Here is a 22,037-nt window from a genome sequence, read left to right as displayed (position 1 = left end):
GTTCGCCTCACTGCGCGGGCAGCAGTTGCATTGCGTCCGCGAGCGGCAGCGGCTGTTCGTCGACGAGCGCGCGCCATTGCATGGCGTGCGCGTCGCGGTCGTCGAGCGCGAGCGGATCGCGCGGCAGCAGCTTGTGTTGCACGATCAGATGCGCGAGCGCGAGACGGCGATAATCCTGCGCGCCGCCGCGCGAGATCTGCACCGCCTCGCAGGCCATGAAGGCCGCCGCGGTGGCGTGATAGAGCGCGCTCGCGGCTTGACGCACCGACTCGTCGCGGCCGCATTCGGCCACGCTCTCCAGCGCCGCCGCCGCGCGCTCGAACGCTGCGCGCAACAGCGACGCGCTGGCTTCGGGCAAACCGGCTTCGGCGAGTTCGGCGCGCACGTGGCGGCCCAGCGCATCGAGCGCGCCTTCGCGTTTCGCCGCGCGCGCGACGTCGAGCGCCACGATGTTGCTCGTGCCTTCCCAGATCGAGCCCAGATGCGCGTCGCGCACGAGCCGCGCGTCGCTCCATTCCTCGATATAGCCCACGCCGCCGCGCACTTCCATTGCGTCGCCGGTGACGCGGCGCGCGTCGCGGCAGGCGCGGAACTTGATGAGCGGCGTGAGGATGCGCACGCATTTCGCGGCGAGTTCGTCGCCTTGATCGGCGCGCGGCAACAGCGTGGCGATGCGCATGAAGAGCGTGCGGGCCTGCTCGGCGGGCAGCATCATCTTGAGCAGTTGACGCTGCATCAGCGGCATGTCGATGAGCTTGCGCCCGAACGCTTCGCGATGGCGCGCGACGTGCAGCGCTTCGGTGAGCGCGCGGCGCATGAGACCGGCGGCGCGCACGCCGTTCGACAGCCGCGACATGTTGATCATGTCGGCCATCTGATGAAAGCCGCGTCCGACTTCGCCGATCAGGTAGGCCTGCGCGCCGTCGAGCACGATCTCGCCGCTGGCCATCGAACGGCTGCCGAGTTTGTCCTTGAGGCGCACGATGCGATACGCGTTGCGCGTGCCGTCGGGCAGCGTTTTCGGCAGCAGAAACAGCGCGAGGCCTTTGATGCCGGCCGGCGCGCCGTCGACGCGCGCGAGCACCATCGCAAGATCGGCGTCGGCGTTCGAGCAGAACCATTTGTCGCCGTAGAGGCGCCAGCTTTGCGTGCCGTTCGCGTTCGCGTCCGGTTCCGGCACGGCGCGCGTGGCGATGCGCGCGACGTCGGAACCGGCGGCCTGCTCGGTCATGAACATCGCGCCTTGAAACAGCGTGTCGAAATCCTGCGAGGCGAGCATCGGCAGATAGCGCGCGACCAGGTCGGGCGTGCCGAATTTGCGCAGCGTGCGCGTGAGCGAATCGGTCATGCTCACGGGGCAGCACAGGCCGAACTCCGCCTGCACGAACAGGTACGTGAGCGCGTATTTCACGAGCGGCGCGGGCGCGTGCTCGCGATGGCTCATCGCCGCGAGACCGAGTTCGGCATACGCCACTCGTTCGAGCGCGACGTAGTCGGGATGCTTGTCGATGTGCTGGATCGCCTCGCCGCGCCGCGTGCGGTGTTGCAGCGTGGGCGGATGGTGATCGGCGGAGAGCGCGAGCGTGTCGAGTTCGTCGGAGGCGCGCTGGCCGAGCGTGGCGAGTTGCGATTCGATGGCCGCGAAAGCCGTGTCGCCGAGATAGCTGCGCAGGAGCGGGGCCAGACCGGGGTCGCTGCTGAAGAAGTTGATGCCGCGGCTGTCGGGAATGTTGGACGCGCCGCTGGCTTGCGCGGCGGGGGATTCGCTCATCGATGTCTCCTGTCTGTTCTTCGGACGGGCGCCTGGCGCCGTAGTGAGTCCAGAATAGGAGCAGCAACGATAACCGTCCAATACAAACGATGTCCTGTACGATAAGCGCCATCTATCGATAACACGGGCAAGCGGAGGAGACACCGCGATGGAACTCAAGCAATTGCGCTATTTCGTGGCTGTGGCCGAAGAGCTGCATTTCGGCCGCGCCGCGCGGCGGCTCTTTATTTCGCAGCCCGCGCTGAGCTTCGACATCCGCAAGTTCGAGGAGCAACTGGGCGTGCAACTGCTCGAACGCAGCAACAAGGCGGTCGCGCTGACCAACGCGGGTTTCGTGCTGCTCGAAGAGGCGCGCCGTCTGCTCGAACAGGCCGACGAAGTGCGCCGCATCGCCGAGCGTTCCGCGCACGGGCTGGCGGGGCGGCTGCGCATCGGTTTCGTCAATTCGATGCTGTATCGCGGCTTGCCCGAGGCGGTGCGGCGTTTCGAGGCCGATCATCCGGCCGTGGAGGTCGTGCTGCGCGAGATGAACACCATCGAACAGGTGCACGCGTTGCAGCGTTTGCAGATCGATCTGGGCTTCGCGCATTGGGGGCGCTTTCCGGCCGAGGTGCAGTCGCAGACGCTGTTTTCCGAGCCGTTTCTGTGTTGTTTGCCTGCGGGCCACCGGCTCGCGAAGCGGCGGCGTATCGACCTTGCCGCGCTCGCGCGCGAGCCGTTCATTCTGTTTCCGCGTTCGGTGTCGCCGCATTATCACGATCAGATCATCGCGACGTGCGTGGAGGCGGGCTTCAGTCCGCAGATCCGCCACGAAGCGCGGCTCTGGCAGACCGTGGTGACGATGGTCGAGTTCGGCATGGGCATCGCGCTCGTGCCCGCCGCGTTGGGGAAAATGGGCGGCGAGCGCGCGGTGTTTCGTCCGTTGTCGAGCAATCCGTATGAATCGCAGGTGCTCAAGCTCGCGCGGGCGGGCGAGACGAACGGGATCGTGGCGGGGTTCGCGGGGTATCTGGGCGGCGAGGCGGGAGAGAAAGCGGGAGAAAAAGCGGGCGCGATCTGAGCGGACCGCGCCCTTCGCTCGCGCGTGTTATCCGCACGTCCCGATTTCCCCGCACGCCGTGCAAAAATCGCAACCGTCGCGGCGAATCACGGCATTCGCGCCGCACGATCCGCATTTGCGCCCGAGCATCGCGTGCGGCGCGGCGAGCGAGGCGTCGGCGGGCAGCGCATTCGGACCGTCGAGCACCTGATCGCCGGCGCGCGCCGCTGCATCGTTTCCCTCCGCGCCGGACGCAGGCGGCGACGCGAGACGCGCTTCGGCGCGCCGCTGCGCGAGCAGACGCGTCGGCACCTGGCGGCCCTCGGCATCGAGAAAACCGCGCCGGTGCAGAATCTGCTGGATTGCATAGGCGATCGCCGCGACTTCCGAGTCGTGCCACAGCGGCGTGCGCTTGCCGTCGAGACGCTGCGTCTCGCCGTAACGCACCTGGCCGCGATCCCACGACACCTTGCGCAGATCCTGCAGATTGCGCGCGACGAAACCGCCGCGCGCCGCGAGCGACAGCGAACGCATGGTCGCCGTGATCCATTGCTGCGACTCGTCGCGCTGGCCCACCGGAATGAAGAACTCGATGGGCCGCTCGATCGTCACCGGTTCGCCGCCCACCTGGCCCGTCACTTCGAGAAACGATACGGCCACGTAGAGCGAGACCTTGCCCGTCTGCGTGAGGTATTCGATCTTCTCGATCACGGCGGGCAACTCGCCCCTTGGCCGATGGTCGATCGCCACGCGCAGCGGGTCGTGCAACGCATCGCTTTGCGCGTCGTCGGGCGTCTCGGTGGTCGCGGGCGTGACATGGAGCACCGCGCCGAGCGTTTCGTTCGGCCGATAGGTGGCGAGACCCTTGAGCCCGCGCCGCCACGCATCGAGATAGAGATTTTCGAAGTCCTCGAACGGATAATCGGCGGGCACGTTCACGGTTTTCGAAATCGACGTGTCCACGTAGGGCTGCACGGCCGCCATCATCTGCACGTGGTCCTGCGCGCTCATTTGCAGCGCGCTCACGAAGTAGTCGGGCAGCGCATTCATGTCGCCGGTCTCGCCGACGAGTTCGCGATACACGCGCCACGCGTGGTCTTCGACCGCGAAGGTTTCGCTGCCGCCATCGGCCATGCGGCGCGTGCGCTGATAGGTCCACGAGAACGCGGGCTCGACGCCGTTCGAGACATTGTCGGCGAACGCGAGACTCACGGTGCCCGTCGGCGCGATCGACAGCAGATGGCTGTTGCGGATGCCGTGCGCACGAATCTCGTCTTGCAGCGTGTCGGGCAGGCGCGAGGCGAAGGTGCCGGGCGCGAGATAGGTGTTCGCGTCGAACAGCGCAAACGCGCCGCGCTCGCGCGCGAGTTCGACCGAGGCGCGATAGGCCGCGTCGCGCATCGTGCGCGCGACGCGCGCGCCGAACGCGCAACCTTCTTCGGTGTTGTAGCGGATGCCGAGCATCACGAGCGTGTCGCCGAGTCCCGTGAAGCCTACGCCGATGCGCCGTTTCGCAGCGGCTTCGGCCTGTTGTTCGGGCAACGGCCAGAGCGTGACGTCGAGCACGTCGTCGAGAAAACGCACCTGCGTGGCGGTGCGCGCGGCGAGCGCGTCCCAGTCGAAGTTGTGGTCGGCGGCGCTCGCGCTCGCATGCTTTGCGCCGCGCAACTGCGCGAACGGCGCCTTCACGAAGCGCGTCAGATCGAGTGGGCCGAGATTGCAGCAGCCGTACGGCGGCAAGGGCTGCTCGCCGCACGGATTGGTCGCGCGGATGGTTTCCTGCGCGCGCAGATTGTTGTCTTCGTTCATGCGCGAGATGAACACCACGCCGGGCTCGGCCATGTCGTAGGTCGAACGCATGATCGTGTCCCAGAGCGCGCGCGCGCGTTTTTCGGCATAGACCCAGAGACCGTCGTCGCGCTGCTTGAGGTCGCCCGCCGCGCGCAACGCGGGCGAGGGCGCGGCGCGGTGCACGAGCTGCCAGACGTCGTCGTTTTCGACGGCGCGCATGAATGCATCGGTCACCGCGACCGAGACGTTGAAGTTGTTCCAGCGTCCCTTCGAATGCTTTGCCTCGATGAATTCGGGCAGGTCCGGATGATCGCAGTCGAGCACCGCCATCTGCGCGCCGCGCCGCGACCCGGCGCTTTCGACGGTGCGGCACGAGGCATCGAACACGTCGATGTAGCTGCACGGTCCGGAAGCGCTCGATCCGGTCGATTTCACCAGCGCGCCGCGCGGACGGATCGCCGAAAAGTTGTAGCCCACGCCGCCGCCGCGCCGCATGGTTTCGGCGGCCTGCAACAGCGCGACGTAGATGCCGGGGCGGCCTTCGTCGTCGGTGTCCTGAATGCTGTCGCCGACCGGCTGCACGAAGCAGTTGATGAGCGTCGATTCGATGGCCGTGCCCGCCGCGCTCATGATGCGCCCCGCGCCCAGCGCGCCGTTGCGCAGATTGTCGAGGAAGCGCGCTTCGATCTCGGCGCGCAGCGCGGGCGGCTCGGCCTGGGCGACGCCGCGCGCGACGCGGCGATAGATGTCGTCGGCGCTCTGCTCGTCGCCCTTGGCGTACTTTTCGAGCATCACGTCGAGCGAGAACGGCTGTGGCGCGGGACGGCCCGCGCGGGAGAGAGGCGGAGTGTTTTCTGCCATGACCGGATCCTGTCGGGGCGCCGCGGCGTGCCGGGCGCGTTTGCGGTTACGGGGCGGGGTGCAGCGGCACGCCGGTCCGGACACGCGTGATTCGGCGGTCCGGAAGCGGTGCCGCATCGCGTCACCAGGAAAGGCGCATAAGGTCCACCTTACCGCAGCGGCGGCGCGCGTGCGCAGCGTCAGCGCGACGCGGCCAGGCTGGCGCGCGGGTGCGCACGCCGACCATGCGGTTACACTGGCCGACACCGGAAAACTGCCGCAACAAGGAGCAACGATGACGGAGACGACGGCGCCTGGCGTGGTCTATCGGGACCAGGTGCGCGCGGAATGGGTCGATTACAACGGCCATCTGCGCGACGCCTTTTACATGCTGATTTACAGCTTCGCGACCGATGCGCTGCTCGACGCCATCGGGCTCGACGCGGCGCAGCGCGAGGCGCGCGGGCGCTCTATGTACACGCTGGAGGCGCATCTGAACTACGTGCGGGAGATCAAGGCGGGCACGCCGGTATGCGTGGAGGTCTCGGTGCTGGAGCACGACGCGAAGCGCGTGCGCGTCTATCTGGAGATGTTCGCCGGGGACGAAAGGGAGACGATCGTGTCTGCGAGCGAGCAGGTGTTGCTGCACGTCGATCGCGCGGGTCCGCGGGCGGCGCCCTTCGATGCCGACGTGCTCGCGCGCGTGGCTGCGCTGCGCGGCGAGTCGGTGGGGCGGGTGGCGCGTTACGCCGGCCGGTCCATTTCGCTGGCGCCCGGGGCGGCCGCGGTCTCGTCGTGAGATGCGGCGCCGCAGCACGCGGCGGGGTGAAGCTCGATCGGCCTGAATCGACCGGTGAGCGCGGCCGGTGCGCAGGGAAGCGGTGAGTCCGCATGGCGCGAGTGGCGCCGTGTCGATTCGTCGATCCGTGCACGATTGTTATTCAATCGATGCGCGATTGTTACGATAATGACTGCTAATGCCTTGGTCCGCTTTCGCGCGCCTCCGGTCGGCTTTCGACCGTTTGCGGCGCGTCAGGCCGCTTCGCTGAACGGCACGTTGGCCACGAGGTCGCCGAACACTTCCGCAGCGATCATCACCGACGCATTCAGCGGGGCCGGCCGTTCAGCCGGCTTGAACACGGCGTCACCGCGGCGTATCTTGCGACGCGACACGGCGCAGGTTCCCGAGGTATGCGCCGAGCGGCGTCGCCAGCGCTGCTCGCCATAATGGCAGCGGCCGGGTTCGACCCAGCGGATGACGAGCGCTGAATCCGTCTGCTCGAGGATTTCAATGCGTTCACCGTTGGCACCGTCAAGCGCGAGACACGCTTTCTTTTTCATTGTCGGCTCCGTGAGTGGGATGCCGCGAATGTAGTCCTCTGCGACGCCAAGTGCCATTGTGTCGGCGTTGAAACACCATTCCAAAATCGGCAACAATTGCCCTGCGACACCATGCGTTTGACGAAGGAATGGGGGTTTGCGGGCGATCAAAGTCCGACATCTCGAATTTGTGCAACGCAGTGTTGTGCGTGGCGCGACATCGAAATGCGCGAGAAAGGCGGGGGTGGAACGCCTGGGCGGCGTAGGGATCAGACTGGAAAGCGGCGTTTGACGTACCGTTCGAGGTGCCGCCAAGGGCACTTGACCTGCGCGCCGGCCGCCCTCATTTCGTGTTTTGGTCTGTCGCCCTTATGCTGGCGGCTTGCTGCGGCGCGTTGTTCTACGCGCGCTTTTATGCGTTCTGGTGATTTTTTGCCGCTTGCGGCGCAGGCCTTGCTTGCATGGCTGCCAGAGCCGTCCTGTCGAATTGCCCCCGAGGTTACATGATTCATCGCCCGCCTGCTCCGAACTCCGCAAACGAGCAAAAAATCCAGCGCGTCGCCTCGGCGGCCCTGTTCGCCGCGCTTGTCCTCGTCGCCCTGTGGGTCGTGCGCGAATTCGTGCCGGCCGTCGCGTGGGCGGGCGTCGTCGCCATCGTGCTGTGGCCGGCCTACCAGGCCGTCGAGCGCCACCGTCTGTTCAAGGGCCGCACGACTTCGCTCGCCACCGTGCTGACGCTGGCCGTCGCGCTGCTGGTCGTCCTGCCGATCACGATCACGGCGATCCAGGCCGGCGGCGAGGCGCACGACCTCTACCAGTGGCTGCGCACCGCGCAGGAGAACGGCGTGCCGGTGCCCGACGTCGTCTCGCGTCTGCCGTTCGGCAGCCATCAGGTGAGCGACTGGTGGCAGGCGAACCTGGCGCAGCCGCTGAAGGCGTCGCCCGCGATGAAGAACCTGCACGGCGACGCGATCGTCTCGTTCGGACGTCACTTCGGCGCGCGCGCGCTGCATGCGTCGGTGACCTTCGGCTTCATGCTCGTCACGCTGTTCGTGATCTTCCAGGCCGGACCGCGGCTGTCGGGCACGGTGATGCGCGGCGCGCGCCGCGCGTTCGGCGCGGACGGCGCGCAACTGCTCCAGCGCATGGCCTCCGCGGTGCGCGCGACGGTCACGGGGCTCGTGGTGGTGGGGCTCGGCGAGGGCGTGCTGCTCGGGGCCGGCTATCTGATCGGCGGCGTGCCGCATGCGGCGCTGCTCGGCACCGTGACGGCGGTCGCGGCCATGCTGCCGTTCTGCGCCCCCGTGGTGTTCTGCCTCGCGGCGCTCTGGCTCGTCGTGCAGGGCTCGGTGGTCGCGGCGGTCTCGCTGGCCGTGTGGGGCTTCGTGGTGGTGTTCGTCGCCGAGCATTTCGTGCGGCCCGTGCTGATCGGCAATTCCACGCGCCTGCCGTTTCTGCTCGTGCTGTTCGGCATTCTGGGCGGCGCGACCACGTTCGGCCTGATCGGCATCTTCATCGGCCCGGCGCTGATGACCGTGCTGATGGTGCTGTGGGCGAACTGGGCGGAGTGAGGTTTGGGCGACGCGTGAAGGCGCGGCGGGCGAGCGATGAGCGCGTCACGCGCCGGATCCGTCGATCGCGCCTTGGCCGTCCTCAGTGGACGCAGGCGAGCGCGTACTTGAGCGCGGCGGGCAGCAACTGCCGCCAGACCGGCCAGACGTGTCCGCCGTCGACGATGCGCAGCGCCGCCGGATTGCCCGCCTCGCGCAGCCGCGTGTAGAGCAGCGACGATTCGGCCTGGATCACGAGGTCGTCGTCGCCCGAGGCGATGAAGAAGGGCACGCGCCACGGCCGCCCGAAATAGCCGCTCCACAGCGCCGGATAGTTGAGCGTGCGCCAGATGTGCGGATCGAACTGGTGATCGCCGAACACACCCACGCGCCGCGCCGACGAGGAAGGCGGCGGATCGCCCGAATAGATCGCGGGCGAGAGCAGCAACGCGCCGCAGAACATCTCGGGATGCTCGAGCGTGTAGCGCAGCGCGCCGAACCCGCCCATCGATACGCCGCCGATCGCGCGGCCGCCGCGGTCGTCCTCGACTGCGAAATGCTGTTCGATCTCGGGCATCAGGTCGTTGAAGAACGCCGTCTCCATCTTTTCCTTGCGATCGACGTACCAGTCGGTGCCGCCTTGCGGCATCACGATCACCACGGGCGGAATCTCGTGGCGCGCGATCAGCGCGTCGGCGGCGGTTTGCAGGTCGCCCTGGGTGATCCAGTCCATCGCGTCGCCATTGTTGCCGTGCAGGAGGTAGAGCACCGGATAGCGCGCGGTGTCGGCGCGATAGCCGCTCGGCAGATAGACCACGTACGGCCACTCGCGATTGAGCGCAGCGGCGTGGAAAGTGCGCACCGCGATCGTGCTGGCCGCCGCGAGGGTCGGCGTGGCGGCCAGCGCCGCGAACGCCGCTGACGACGTCATTGCGACGAAACCCGTCGTCGTCGCCATGCGGGCGAGGGCGCGCGTCAGGCGGCGCGTCGCTCGGCAAGCGACGCCTTGCGCGGCACGGAGCGAGGCCGATGGCGTATCGGCGCGCGCGTTGGAGTTCGCAGCGGTGGCCGCATCAAAGCGTGCATTGAACAGCGAGCCGAACGGCGCGGGGCGGAAGGAGCTGCGCATGACGGGAAAGCCGGTCTCGAAGGCACGCCTGCGGCGCGGGGTGATCATGCTAGCAGCGGTGTGCGCGGCCAGGAAGCGGAGGATATTCGCGTGACGGCCGACGGCGCGTGAACGACGCGCCCGGCCGCCGCCCGCCTCAGGCCGACGCCTTCGCGCGCGAGGGCAGCAGCCGTTTGAGCGGATCGGCGGCGCGCACGACGATGAACAGCGCGGTGAGCGCCACGGCGTCGGCGGTGAGGCCGAGCGGCACGTCGAGATAGCCGTCGGTGTACCAGTAGAGCACCGAGTCCACGGTCAGCGAGATCACGGCGCCCGCCACGAACGAGAGCATGCCCTTGCGGCCCACGAGGCCCACCCACGGCAGCGAGGTCGCGAGGCGCTTCGCCCAGCCGAGCCGGATCATGTGCGCGACGAGCCACGCGATGCCGAAGAAGTTCAGCGCGCGGAACCAGGCGAGATTGCGCTTGAAATCGCCGTCGAGCGGCGTGTTGCCGAGGTGCAGGCGATAGATGGCCGCCGCCCCGACCACGGCGAGCGCGAGCATCGTGACGACGGTGCCGAGCTTCGGCCGCGCGGTCACGCTCTGGAACACCGGCTGCGCCTGGGCGATCACGCCGGCCATGAACATCAGTTGCCAGCCGAGCGGATTGAAGTCCCAGTGCACGTCGGCGACATGCGGCAGATATGGCGTGAAATGCGGCGCGACGCCCCACAGCGCGAGGCTGATCGCCGCGAGCAGCCAGGGGCGCGTGCGCGCGAGCGGCAACGCGAGCGGCGCGGCCAGCGCGAAGCACGCATACATCGGTAACACGCCCGCGAGATAAGGCTGACGGCGCAGCAGCACGATGTCGCGCAGCGCGGTGCCGGGCGCGAGCATGAGGTCGTCGAGATCGGTGGTCGCGAGATTGGGGGCGTCGACGTTCAGTGCGGTCAGGATGGCGGTGACGAGCAGCATCAGCAAGGCCGTGACCACGAAAGCGCGATAGATCTCAAAGGCGCGCTTGACGAAGCGCTGGCGCGCGGCGGCCTCGGTGCGGCGCGCGCAGAGCGCGGCCCAGGCCGTGGCCGTGGCGTAGCCGCCGAGGAAGACGAACACTTCGGCGGCGTCGCAGAGCGCGTAGGCGTGCAACGTCACGCGCGAAATGATGCTGCCGCCGATATGGTCGACGACGATGATGAGCAGGACGAGTCCGCGAAAAAAGTCGAGTTCGACGAGACGATTGGATGACTGTGACATGGATCCGGCGCCAGACGCGAGCGGCGCGGGGTCCGGAGCCGCCGGACGGCGCGCACGGCCGGACTGGCGCATGCAAAAAATAGGTGCTGCGAAAAAAAACGGCGAGGCGCGGCGAGACCGGCGGCAAGCGTTGATGAGCGACGGCAGGCACCCGCAAGCGGTGGCCTCGTTGGCGCGCCGGGCGGAGAACAGCCTGGTCAGCCTGGCGGGGCCAGTTCGCCTCGTTGACGGCGGCCGCCAGGGCCGTCGCGGCGCAAACCGGGAGGGCGCGGCAACGCGCGAGTCCCAGGAAAAGACCGGATGGACGCCTCAGGGTTCCCGTGACAGGCGCGCTGACGCTCGTTGAAGGCAATACTACCTTAATTTTCAAAGGGCTTTCAGCGTGCAAGCCGGTTCAAGTTCTCGAATTTCCTGCCGATATGCAAAAGAGATTACACCGTGAACTGGCGCTATTTGTGCGCCCCCGTTGTGAGTCCAGAAGGCGGAGAAGGCCGTCTGACGGGCGTTGGCTGGGGAATGCCCGGTTTTTTGCGTCGCCGCGCGAGCGGCTTCGACGACGCTGGGTCGGGCGAGTTGTATCAGAGGTATCAGAGTGTTGTCGCAGCCCTGATATATGTGAAGCGCACTTTACAATGCCGGGTGTTTCGGGAAGGACGCTATTGAGCCGTAGTGCGACTTTTGTACGACGGTTGGAGCGTTTTGCTTGAAGAAGCACGTAATTTGAATGCAGATGGAAGCGGGCTGGACGCGAGCGTCCGGGGTTGGCCAGGAGAGGCGGGAGCGCGCGACGACGCTGCAAACCGCACGATGCCACCCGGACGACGCAAGCCGCCGCGCAGCACAAGGAGCTAAAACATGTTCGAAGATCGTCAGGGTCAGTGGACCTACGGTCTGTCTCGCTTGCGTGCCGGTCTCGCCGGTGTGGGCCTGGCCGTTTTGCTGGGCGCCTGCGCAAACGTTGACCAGCAGCAAACCCCGCCGACGTCGCAGCCGCAACCCGCCCCGTCGGCTTCGGCCACGCCCGCGTCTGGCGCGGCAGCCAGCGCCGCCCAGGCGGCTCAAGCCGCCGCCAGCGCGCCGGTCACGCGCGTCGTCACGAAGACCACCTACGTGCGCGTGCGCCGCGGCGACACGCTGCAGCGCATTGCGTCGAGCCACAACGTCTCGGTCCGGGACCTGTCTGCGTGGAACCGTTTGAAGTCGAATAGCCGCCTGCGTGCGGGCCAGTCGCTGAAGATCGTCTCGAAGCAGACGATCACGGTGCAGGCCGCCGCGCCGGGCAACGCCGCACCCGCGAACACCGTGCAAAGCCGCGCCGTGGCTGCCGAGGTGGCGCGCCACGCGAGCAGCGTGACGCTCGTGTGGCCCGCGCAGGGCCGTGTGGTCGAGCCGTTCGCGGCGGGCACGACGCGCGGCATCGAGATCGCAGGCAAGGCGGGCGATCCGGTGATCGCCGCCGCCGACGGCAAGGTCATGTATGCGGGCACCGGTCTGAACGAGTACGGCAGCCTCATCATCGTCCAGCACAACAAGGACTTTCTGACGGCGTATTCGCACAATCGCCGCCTGCTGGTGAAGACGGGCGACATGGTGCATCAGGGTCAGCAGATCGCCGAAATGGGCAACGAGAACAACGACCGCGTGGCGGTGCTGTTCGAGGTGCGCCGCGACGGCAAGCCGGTCGATCCGATGCCGTATCTGCCGACGCCGCAGAGCTGAAATCGCGCGTCGCGCCGAAAAACACAAACCGCCCTGATGCGTTGCTGCATCAGGGCGGTTTTTTTATTGCCGCGAACGGTGATCGTGCGCTTCCGGCAAACGCGACTTAGAACGCGTCGCCCGGCACCCGCACCCAGCCTTCCATCAGCACGCGCGCGCTGCGGCTCATGATGGCCTTGGTGACGGTCCATTCGCCTTCGTGCTGGCTGGCTTCGGCGCCCACGCGCAGCGTGCCCGACGGATGGCCGAAGCGCACCGCGTTGCGCTCGCCGCCGCCCGCCGCGAGATTCACGAGCGTGCCCGGAATGGCCGCCGCCGTGCCGATGGCCACGGCAGCCGTGCCCATCATGGCGTGATGCAGCTTGCCCATCGACATCGCGCGCACCAGCAGATCGACGTCGGCAGTTTCGACGCGCTTGCCGCTCGACGCCGTGTACGCCGCCGGCTTCGCTACGAAGGCGATCTTCGGCGTGTGCTGACGCGTGGCGATTTCGTCGAGCTGCTTGATGAGGCCCATGCGCAGCGCGCCGTACGCGCGGATGGTCTCGAACTTCTTGAGCGCCTCGGCGTCGCTGTTGATTGCGTCCTGCAATTCCGTGCCCGTGTAGCCGATGGCTTCGGCGTTCACGAAAATGGTGGGAATGCCGGCGTTGATCATGGTGGCCTTGAGCGTGCCGACGCCGGGCACTTCGAGGTCGTCCACGAGATGGCCGGTGGGGAACATCGCGCCGCCCGCGCCTTCTTCCTCGGCGGCGGGGTCGAGGAATTCGAGCTGCACTTCGGCGGCGGGGAAGGTCACGCCATCGAGTTCGAAATCGCCGGTTTCCTGCACCTGGCCATTCGTGACGGGCACGTGCGCGACGATGGTTTTGCCGATGTTGGCTTGCCAGATGCGGACGACGGCGACGCCGTTGTCGGGCACGCGCGAGGGATCGACGAGACCGCTGCTGATCGCGAACGGACCGACTGCCGCCGAGAGGTTGCCGCAGTTGCCGCTCCAGTCGACGAAGGCCTTGTCGATGGCGACCTGGCCGAACAGATAGTCGACGTCGTGGCCGGCGCGCTCGCTTTTCGCGACGATCACGGTCTTGCTCGTGCTGGAGGTGGCGCCGCCCATGCCGTCGATCTGCTTGCCGTAGGGGTCGGGGCTGCCGATCACGCGCATCAGCAGCCGGTCGCGCGCGACGCCGGGTTGTTGTGCGGACGCGGGCAGATCCTGCAGGCGGAAGAACACGCCCTTGCTGGTGCCGCCGCGCAGGTAGGTGGCGGGAATCTTGATCTGGGGTTGATGGCTCATAAAAATCCCGTGTCGAATTGTGCCCCCCTCTCCCCTGGCAGAGGGGCCGGGGGAGAGGGGCGTGTCAGGCTTGCGTCGATTCCAGGAAGTCTTGCGCAAAGCGTTGCAGTACACCGCCCGCTTCGTAAATCGAGACTTCCTCCGCCGTGTCCAGGCGGCACGTCACCGGCACCTCCACGCGCTCGCCGTTCTTGCGGTTGATCACCAGCGTCAGCTCGGCGCGCGGCGTGCGCTCGCCGCGCACGTCGAACGTCTCCGTGCCGTCGATACCGAGCGTCGTGCGGTTCGTGCCCGCCTTGAACTCCAGCGGCAGCACGCCCATGCCGATCAGGTTGGTGCGGTGAATGCGCTCGAAGCCTTCCGCCACGATCACCTCCACGCCCGCAAGGCGCACGCCCTTGGCCGCCCAGTCGCGCGACGATCCCTGGCCGTAATCCGCACCCGCGATGATGATGAGCGGCTGCTTGCGGTCCATGTACGTTTCGATTGCTTCCCACATGCGCACGACCTGGCCTTCCGGCTCGATGCGCGCCAGCGAACCTTTCTTCACCGCGCCGTCGACCACGGCCATTTCGTTGACGAGCGTGGGATTCGCGAACGTCGCGCGCTGCGCCGTCAGGTGATCGCCACGGTGCGTCGCGTACGAGTTGAAATCCTCTTCGGGCAAGCCCATTTTCGCGAGGTATTCGCCCGCCGCGCTATTCGGCAGAATCGCGTTCGACGGCGACAGGTGGTCGGTCGTGATGTTGTCGCCGAGCACCGCGAGCGGACGCAGGCCGCGCAGCGTGCGTTCGCCCGCGAGCGCGCCTTCCCAGTACGGCGGACGGCGGATGTAGGTGCTTTGCGCGCGCCAGTCGTAAAGCGGGTCGGTGGTTTCGCCGCTCGCCGCCGTGACCGCGAACATCGGTTCGTAGACCTTGCGGAACTGCTCGGGCTTCACACTCTGCGCCACGATGGCGTCGATTTCCTCGTCGCTCGGCCAGAGGTCCTTCAGAAACACCGGCTGACCTTGCGGGTCGGTGCCGAGTACGTCTTTCTCGATGTCGAAGCGGATCGTGCCCGCGATCGCATACGCCACCACGAGCGGCGGCGAGGCGAGAAACGCCTGCTTCGCGTACGGATGAATGCGGCCGTCGAAATTGCGGTTGCCCGACAGCACGGCGGTCGCGTACAGATCGCGGTCGACGATCTCCTGCTGGATCTTCGGATCGAGCGCGCCCGACATGCCGTTGCACGTGGTACACGCGAACGCGACGATGCCAAAGCCCAGCTTCTCCAGATCCGGCAGCAGCTTCGCTTCTTCCAGATACAGCTCCACGGCCTTCGATCCCGGCGCGAGCGAGCTCTTGACCCACGGCTTGCGCGTGAGGCCGCGCGCGTTCGCATTGCGCGCGAGCAGCGCCGCCGCAATCACGTTGCGCGGATTGCTGGTGTTCGTGCAGCTCGTAATGGCCGCGATGATCACCGCGCCGTCGGGCATCTGGCCCGGCGTTTCTTCCCATTGTCCGGCGATGCCGCGTGCCGCGAGGTCGGACGTGGGCAGGCGCTTGTGCGGATTCGACGGCCCCGCCATGTTGCGCACCACGCTCGACAGATCGAACGTGAGCGTGCGCTCGTACCGCGCGTGCGCGAGCGAATCGGCCCACAGGCCCGCCGTTTTCGCGTAAGTCTCGACCAGCTTCACCTGTTCTTCATCGCGGCCCGTGAGGCGCAGATACGCAAGCGTCTGGTCGTCGATGAAGAACATCGCGGCCGTGGCGCCGTACTCGGGCGCCATGTTCGAGATGGTCGCGCGGTCGCCGAGCGTGAGGCTCGACGCGCCCGCGCCGCGGAATTCCAGATACGCGCCCACGACCTTTTCCTTGCGCAGGAATTCGGTCAGTGCGAGCACGATGTCGGTGGCCGTGATGCCGGGCTGGCGCTTGCCCGTGAGCTCCACGCCGACGATGTCGGGCAGGCGCATCCACGAGGCGCGGCCGAGCATGACATTCTCGGCTTCGAGGCCGCCGACGCCGATGGCGATCACGCCGAGCGCGTCCACGTGCGGCGTGTGGCTGTCGGTGCCCACGCAGGTGTCCGGATAGGCCACGCCGTCGTGGGTGCCGATCACCGGCGACATCTTCTCCAGATTGATCTGGTGCATGATGCCGTTGCCGGGCGGGATCACGTCGACGTTCTTGAAGGCCTTCTTCGTCCAGTTGATGAAGTCGAAGCGGTCTTCGTTGCGGCGGTCTTCGATCGCGCGGTTCTTCTTGAACGCGTCCGGGTCGAAGCCGCCGCACTCCACGGCGAGCGAGTGATCGACGATCAGCTGCACCGGCACGACCGGATTCACCTTGGCGGGGTCGCCGCCTTGATCGGCGATGGCGTCGCGCAGGCCGGCGAGGTCGACGAGCGCGGTCTGGCCGAGAATGTCGTGGCAGACGACGCGCGCCGGATACCACGGGAAATCGAGGTCGCGCTTGCGTTCGACGAGCTGCGCGAGCGAGGCGTTGAGGGTGGCCGGGTCGCAGCGGCGCACGAGATTTTCGGCGAGCACGCGCGAGGTGTACGGCAGCGTGTCCCAGGCGCCGGGCTGGATGGCCTCGACGGCTTCGCGCGCGTCGAAGTAATCGAGCCGGGTGCCGGGCAGGGCTTTGCGATGGGCGGTATTCACGGCTTGGGGACCAATGGTTTGAGTAGGGTTGCAGCGGATTGCCGCGGCGCGCGGCGCAGGCGACGACTTCACGCCATCACTCTACGCATGCGCGCCGCCGTCGTGCAGTCGTCCGTATGGTCTATGCCGTCCGGACGACTGGCGGAGCGGATCAGCGCTTGCCGATCGGCACGAACTTCAGGTTTTCCGGGCCGGTGTAGTTGGCGCTCGGACGGATGATCTTGTTGTCGATGCGTTGCTCGATGATGTGCGCGCTCCAGCCTGCGGTGCGCGCGATCACGAACAGCGGCGTGAACATCGCGGTCGGCACGCCCATCATGTGGTACGAGACGGCGCTGAACCAGTCGAGGTTCGGGAACATCTTCTTGACGTCCCACATCGTCGATTCGAGGCGCTCGGCGATCTCGAACAGCTTGAGATTCGACTGCTCCTTCGAGAGCTTCTTCGCGACTTCCTTGATCACCTTGTTGCGCGGGTCCGAGATCGTATAGACCGGATGGCCGAAGCCGATCACGACTTCCTTCTTCTCGACGCGCGCGCGAATGTCGGCTTCAGCCTGATCGGCGTCGTCGTAGCGCGACTGGATCTCGAACGCCACTTCGTTCGCGCCGCCGTGCTTCGGACCGCGCAGCGCGCCGATCGCGCCCGTGATGGCCGAGTAGATGTCCGCGCCCGTGCCCGCGATCACGCGGCTCGTGAAGGTCGAGGCGTTGAACTCGTGCTCGGCGTACAGATTGAGCGAGACGTGCATCGCATCGACCCACGACTTCGACGGCTCCACGCCGTGCAGCAGATGCAGGAAATGGCCGCCGATCGAGTCGTCGTCGGTTTCCACTTCGATGCGCTTGCCGTTGTGCGAATAGTGATACCAGTACAGCAGCATCGAGCCGAGCGAGGCCATCAGGCGGTCGGCGATATCGCGCGCGCCCGGCAGGTTGTGATCGTCCTTCTCGGGCAGCACCGTGCCGAGCACGGAGACGCCCGTGCGCATCACGTCCATCGGATGCGCGGAGGCCGGCACCCATTCGAGCGCCGCCTTCACGTTCGCGGGCAGGCCGCGCAGCGCCTTGAGCTTCGTCTTGTACGCGGCGAGTTCGGCCGTGTTCGGCAGCTTGCCGTGCACCAGCAGATACGCGACTTCCTCGAACTCGCACGCGGTGGCGAGGTCGAGAATGTCGTAGCCGCGATAGTGCAGGTCGTTACCGGTGCGGCCGACCGTGCACAGCGCCGTGTTGCCCGCCGCCACGCCCGAAAGCGCGACCGACTTCTTGGGCTTGAAACCGCCTGCGGCCTGCGTGGTGTTGTCCGTTTCGCTCATGATGTCTTCCTCTTTCTGGATGTCTCGAATGATTGGGGGCGGCGCGCGCCGCTTACTTCTTCGCCGCGAACAGCGCGTCGAGCTTGTCTTCGTAAGCGTGATAGCCGAGGTACTTATAGAGATCCTCGCGCGTCTGCATGGTCGACACGGCGGCTTTTTGCGTGCCGTCGCGCTTGACCGTCTCGTAGAAGTTCAGCGCCGCCGCGTTCATCGCACGATACGCGCCGCAGCAGTAGAGCGCGATGTCCACGTTCGCACTGTTGAGCTCGTCGGTCGTGAAAAACGGCGTCGAGCCGAACTCGGTCAAATTCGCGAGGATCGGCACCTTCACGGCCGCGCGGAAGCGGCGGTAGTCGTCGAGCGTCTTCATCGCTTCGGGGAAGATCATGTCCGCGCCCGCTTCCACGTAGGCGATGGCGCGCTCGATCGCGGCGTCGATGCCTTCCACGGCGGCCGCGTCGGTGCGCGCCATGATCACGAACTGGTCGTCGGTGCGCGCGTCCACGGCGGCCTTCACGCGGTCGACCATTTCGTCGGTGGAAACGACTTCCTTGCCCGGGCGATGACCGCAGCGCTTCTGGCCCACCTGGTCTTCGAGGTGCACGGCCGCCACGCCCGCCTTGATGAACGACTTGATCGTGCGCGCGATGTTGAAGGCGCCGCCCCAGCCCGTGTCGATGTCGACCATCAGCGGAATGTCGACCGCGTCGGTGATGCGGCGCGCGTCGATGAGCACGTCGTCCATCGTGCTGATGCCGAGGTCCGGTACGCCCAGCGAGTTCGCGGCCACGCCGCCGCCGGACAGATAGACGGCCTTGAAGCCGGTCTGCTCGGCGAGCTTCGCGGCGTAGGCGGTGATCGCGCCGACGACTTGCAGCGGGTGTTCGGTAGCCACGGCGGCGCGGAATTTCGCGCCGGCGCTCGAGGGGGATTTGCTGTTCATGTGTTGATTCTCCGAGGGAACGGGCGCAGATACTGCAGATACCGTGCCAGCGCGAAGGCCTGCCGCTAACGCGTTGATTTTGCGCCGGATCGCCGCGCGTGTCGCTCACGCCCCGATTTCGCAAGTGAAATGTCGATTTCAAATTTGAAATCGAAGCGCAATAATGAAAAGAATCTCGTGAAATCCGCCGCAACCCACTCATGAACCGCTTTCCCGCACCTTCGGAATTCCGCCCGCGCGTCTGGGCGATGGGTATCAGCCGCCTGCGCGACCTGTTCCGCGACATCGCGCGCGAATACGACGACCGCGCCGACCTGCGCGTGGTGCCGCGCGGCTTCGAGGAGGCCGCTGCCGAGATCGCCGCCGCCGCTCCGGGCCAGCGCCCCGACGTGGTGGTGGCGGCCGGCTCGAACGGCACGTATCTGAAGTCGCGCGTCGATTTGCCCGTCGTGCTCGTGCAACCCACCGGTTTCGACGTGATGCAGGCGCTCGCCCGCGCGCGCCGCGAGGCCGATCTGGTCGCGCTCGTCACGTATGGCGAGACGCCCAGCGAGGTGCGGCGTTTCGCGAGCGCCTATGGCATCGACGTGGTGTTCGCCTCGTATCGCACTGTGCAGGACGCCGAGGCCTGCGTGCTCGATCTGCGTGACCGCGGCGTGGGCGCGGTGGTCGGGCCGGGTCTCGTCAACGATCTCGCGGCGCGGCTCGGGCTGGTGCCGTTCTTCGTCTATTCGCGCTCGTCGGTGCATGCGGCGTTCGATAACGCGCTCGAAGTCGTGCAGGCCACGTGGCGCGAGACGCAGCGGCGTCAGCGGCTCGACAGCGTGTTGCAGCATCTGCGCGACGGCGTGGTCGCGCTCGACGCGCGCGGCCGCGTGGAGGCGATCAATCAGCGTCTCGCGGGCGTGCTGGGCATCGATCCGTCGGCGGCGGCGGGGCAGCCGCTCGCCGCGCTCGCGCCCGACATCGCCTTCACGCTGCCCGACGCCGACGGCGAATCGCTCGAAACCGTGCGCGGCGTGAGCTATGTCGTGCATCGCGGGCCGCTCGTCGACAACGGCGTGACCACGGGCGCGGTGCTGACGTTTCAGGAATCGCGCGCGGTGGAGCGGCTCGACCGCACGCTGCGCTCGCGGCAGCGCACGCAGCAATTCGTGGCGCGCTGGCGCATCGCCGATCTGAGCGGCGCGACGCCCGGCATCGCGCGCGTGCGGCAACTGGCGCAGCGTTACGCGAAATCGGATGCGACCGTGCTGATCCGCGGCGAAAGCGGCACCGGCAAGGAGGTGGTCGCGCAGGGGCTGCATCGCGAAAGCGCGCGGCGCGATTTTCCGTTCGTCGCGATCAATTGCGGCGCGTTTCCGGAGGCGCTGCTGGAGAGTGAGCTGTTCGGCTACGAGGAGGGCGCGTTCACGGGCGCGCGGCGCGGCGGCAAGGTCGGGCTGATCGAGGCGGCGCATCGCGGCACGCTGTTTCTCGACGAGATCGGCGAGATGCCGTTGCCATTGCAGAGCCGCTTGCTGCGCGTGTTGCAGGAGCGCGAAGTGGTGCGGCTGGGCGCGACGGAACCGACGCGCGTCGACGTGCGCGTGGTGGCCGCGACGCATCGCGCGCTGACCGAGCAGATCGAGACCGGCGCGTTTCGCGCGGACCTGTTTTATCGGCTGAACATTCTGAATCTGGCGATTCCGCCGCTGCGCGAACGGCATGCCGATATCGAGCCGCTCGCCGCCGAACTGCTGCTGCAATCGGCGCGACGCGAACCGCGCGTGGCGCTCAGAATCCGCACCCAGGACGATGCGGCGCGCGCGCTGGCGCCGATCGGCGGCGCGCTCGAACGCCATGCGTGGCCCGGCAATGTGCGCGAGTTGCAGAACGTGGTCGAGCGGATCGTGGTGGAACTCGCGGATTCCGATGTGGACGTGATCACGCCCGAGGTGTTGCGCGCGATCGCGCCGGAAGTGTTGGCCGCGCCGCGCGAGGCGTCGGCGGGCGACGCGTCGCGCGACGTCGGCATCGATACGCCGCCTGAATCCGGCGACGCACCGCCGACGCTGCGCGAGCGCACCCTGAGCGCGCAGGCCGACGAAATTCGCGCGGCGCTCGACGCTTGCGACGGCGACCGCGAGCGCGTGTGCGAACAGCTCGGCATCAGCAAGACCACGCTGTGGCGGCGCTTGCGGGCCGCGAAGCGCTGATCGTGTGCGCTAACTGACGCGCGCAACCCAGGCGCGCCGCGCGGCCTCAGTTCTTGATGCCGTTGAGCAGTTGCGCGACCGCGCCGTGCAGATGCAGCACCTCGGGGCTCTTTTGCAGCAGCGCCTGATAGCGCTCGTAGAACTCCTTCGATTCCTCGCCCGAGAACAGCCCGGACACGCCTTCCACCGCGCCCACGCGGTCCTCGGGCTTGGCGTCCTTGGCGTCGAGCGTTTCGTCCACGTTGGCGATCACCGTGGAGAACGGCGTCAGCCAGCGATAGCCCGTCCCGTTGATCAGCGCCTGCAAGAAGGCCGCGGGCGTGGTCGCGCCGAACTCGCGTTCGTACTCGGCGCGCTCGTGGTCGAGGATGGCCTTGTGCAGCGTGAGCAGGGGCTTGCGGATCTCGTTGAGAAATTGAATCGCGCGGGCTTCGTCCATCGTGGCGGCTCCTTCGAAAGTGGGCGACACGGCGCGCAGGCGCCGTCGCAATCTTGAATTAATCGATGGTAGCGCAAGGGCCGCCTGCGTGTCGTGATGATGCGGCGCGCATGCGCCGACGCTTGCCGGCCGCCGGTGCTCCGACGTCTCGACGACACGCTTGTCGGCAGGTCTTTAAAGTCGGCGCTACACTCCGCGAATCCTCGCCAGGCCGCAGGGCGTGCATTCGGTGCCACGTCCGCGCGATTTGCGCGGCGCACCGGAACAACGCGCGCGCCAGGCCTTCGATTGATCGACGATAACCGACAAATCCCCACACCGGAGAGCCGCCCCCATGACGACGTTAACCATTAACGGCGAAACCCACACGATCGACGCGCCACCCGACATGCCGCTGCTCTGGGTGCTGCGCGACATCGTCGGCCTGACCGGCACGAAGTTCGGTTGCGGCATCGCGCAATGCGGCGCGTGCACCGTGCATCTCGACGGCGTCGCGGTGCGCTCGTGCGTGCTGCCCGTCGCGGCGCTCGAAGGCCGCAAGATCACGACGATCGAAGCCGTGGGCGCGACGCCCGCGGGCCAGAAAGTGCAGAAGGCGTGGCGCGTGATCGACGTGGTGCAGTGCGGCTACTGCCAGTCCGGGCAGGTGATGTCGGCGGCGGCGCTGCTGGCGGCGAATCCCAACCCGAGCGATGCCGACATCGACGCCGCCATGACCGGCAACATCTGCCGCTGCGGCACCTATAGCCGCATCCGCGCGGCGATCAAACAAGCCGCGAAGGAGGCCTGA

The 22,037-nt window shown here is 67.2% G+C and carries 16 protein-coding genes; 6 read left to right on the top strand and 10 right to left on the bottom strand.

What is annotated here, in order from left to right; all coding sequences use genetic code 11:
• Positions 1-7: 7 nt before the first annotated feature.
• Entirely contained in the window at positions 8-1,771 is a 1,764-nt protein-coding gene (locus BMY06_RS28755) for an acyl-CoA dehydrogenase family protein (RefSeq protein WP_074986678.1), read from the bottom strand.
• A 148-nt stretch (positions 1,772-1,919) separates the two neighbouring features.
• On the opposite strand from BMY06_RS28755, the gene BMY06_RS28750 reads away from it, so the two are divergent.
• Positions 1,920-2,831 (top strand): LysR family transcriptional regulator, encoded by a 912-nt coding sequence (locus BMY06_RS28750; RefSeq protein WP_074986677.1) that lies wholly within the window; start codon positions 1,920-1,922, stop codon positions 2,829-2,831.
• A gap of 27 nt (positions 2,832-2,858) precedes the next feature.
• Here the strand turns inward: BMY06_RS28750 and BMY06_RS28745 are convergent, their stop codons facing one another.
• The gene (locus tag BMY06_RS28745) at positions 2,859-5,462 is read right to left on the bottom strand and encodes an adenosylcobalamin-dependent ribonucleoside-diphosphate reductase (RefSeq protein WP_074986676.1); all 2,604 of its coding nucleotides are present in this window, start codon (positions 5,460-5,462) and stop codon (positions 2,859-2,861) included.
• Positions 5,463-5,736: 274 nt separating this feature from the next.
• On the opposite strand from BMY06_RS28745, the gene BMY06_RS28740 reads away from it, so the two are divergent.
• Positions 5,737-6,240 carry a thioesterase family protein gene (locus BMY06_RS28740; RefSeq protein WP_065059470.1) on the top strand — a complete coding sequence of 168 codons (504 nt, stop codon included), beginning with the start codon at positions 5,737-5,739 and terminating at the stop codon, positions 6,238-6,240.
• A 233-nt stretch (positions 6,241-6,473) separates the two neighbouring features.
• Here the strand turns inward: BMY06_RS28740 and BMY06_RS28735 are convergent, their stop codons facing one another.
• Complete coding sequence (locus BMY06_RS28735) at positions 6,474-6,782, bottom strand: DUF3331 domain-containing protein (protein WP_065059471.1); 309 nt, start codon at positions 6,780-6,782, stop codon at positions 6,474-6,476.
• Positions 6,783-7,264: 482 nt separating this feature from the next.
• Between BMY06_RS28735 and BMY06_RS28730 the strand changes: the two genes are divergently transcribed.
• Positions 7,265-8,332 (top strand): AI-2E family transporter, encoded by a 1,068-nt coding sequence (locus tag BMY06_RS28730; RefSeq protein ID WP_065059472.1) that lies wholly within the window; start codon positions 7,265-7,267, stop codon positions 8,330-8,332.
• A gap of 82 nt (positions 8,333-8,414) precedes the next feature.
• Here the strand turns inward: BMY06_RS28730 and BMY06_RS28725 are convergent, their stop codons facing one another.
• Entirely contained in the window at positions 8,415-9,242 is an 828-nt protein-coding gene (locus BMY06_RS28725; protein WP_074986720.1) for an alpha/beta hydrolase, read from the bottom strand.
• Positions 9,243-9,576: 334 nt separating this feature from the next.
• Positions 9,577-10,677 carry an OpgC domain-containing protein gene (locus tag BMY06_RS28720; protein WP_065059615.1) on the bottom strand — a complete coding sequence of 367 codons (1,101 nt, stop codon included), beginning with the start codon at positions 10,675-10,677 and terminating at the stop codon, positions 9,577-9,579.
• Positions 10,678-11,532: 855 nt separating this feature from the next.
• Between BMY06_RS28720 and BMY06_RS28715 the strand changes: the two genes are divergently transcribed.
• Complete coding sequence (locus BMY06_RS28715; protein ID WP_074986675.1) at positions 11,533-12,396, top strand: peptidoglycan DD-metalloendopeptidase family protein; 864 nt, start codon at positions 11,533-11,535, stop codon at positions 12,394-12,396.
• 106 nt (positions 12,397-12,502) lie between these two features.
• On the opposite strand, the gene prpF is transcribed toward BMY06_RS28715, so the two are convergent.
• The 4 genes from prpF to prpB form a co-directional block, all read right to left on the bottom strand.
• Positions 12,503-13,693, bottom strand: a complete 1,191-nt coding sequence (gene prpF / locus BMY06_RS28710; protein WP_074986674.1) for a 2-methylaconitate cis-trans isomerase PrpF — start codon at positions 13,691-13,693, stop codon at positions 12,503-12,505.
• 64 nt (positions 13,694-13,757) lie between these two features.
• Positions 13,758-16,349: a Fe/S-dependent 2-methylisocitrate dehydratase AcnD gene (acnD, locus tag BMY06_RS28705; RefSeq protein WP_074986673.1), complete on the bottom strand. Its 2,592-nt coding sequence runs from the start codon at positions 16,347-16,349 to the stop codon at positions 13,758-13,760.
• A gap of 151 nt (positions 16,350-16,500) precedes the next feature.
• On the bottom strand, positions 16,501-17,667 hold the full coding sequence (gene prpC / locus BMY06_RS28700) for a bifunctional 2-methylcitrate synthase/citrate synthase (RefSeq protein WP_065059476.1): 1,167 nt from the start codon (positions 17,665-17,667) through the stop codon (positions 16,501-16,503).
• A 52-nt stretch (positions 17,668-17,719) separates the two neighbouring features.
• On the bottom strand, positions 17,720-18,610 hold the full coding sequence (prpB, locus tag BMY06_RS28695) for a methylisocitrate lyase (protein WP_065059477.1): 891 nt from the start codon (positions 18,608-18,610) through the stop codon (positions 17,720-17,722).
• Positions 18,611-18,810: 200 nt separating this feature from the next.
• Between prpB and prpR the strand changes: the two genes are divergently transcribed.
• Positions 18,811-20,808 carry a propionate catabolism operon regulatory protein PrpR gene (gene prpR / locus BMY06_RS28690; protein ID WP_074986672.1) on the top strand — a complete coding sequence of 666 codons (1,998 nt, stop codon included), beginning with the start codon at positions 18,811-18,813 and terminating at the stop codon, positions 20,806-20,808.
• Positions 20,809-20,854: 46 nt separating this feature from the next.
• Here the strand turns inward: prpR and BMY06_RS28685 are convergent, their stop codons facing one another.
• Entirely contained in the window at positions 20,855-21,247 is a 393-nt protein-coding gene (locus BMY06_RS28685; protein WP_065059479.1) for a hypothetical protein, read from the bottom strand.
• Positions 21,248-21,581: 334 nt separating this feature from the next.
• Here BMY06_RS28685 and BMY06_RS28680 point away from each other — a divergent pair, with 334 nt between their 5' ends.
• Entirely contained in the window at positions 21,582-22,037 is a 456-nt protein-coding gene (locus BMY06_RS28680; RefSeq protein WP_065059480.1) for a (2Fe-2S)-binding protein, read from the top strand.

This window comes from Paraburkholderia tropica, assembly GCF_900109265.1.
Classification (GTDB): domain Bacteria; phylum Pseudomonadota; class Gammaproteobacteria; order Burkholderiales; family Burkholderiaceae; genus Paraburkholderia; species Paraburkholderia tropica.
The sequence above is the reverse complement of the archived record's forward strand: the minus strand, read 5'-3'. Positions and strand labels throughout refer to the sequence as shown.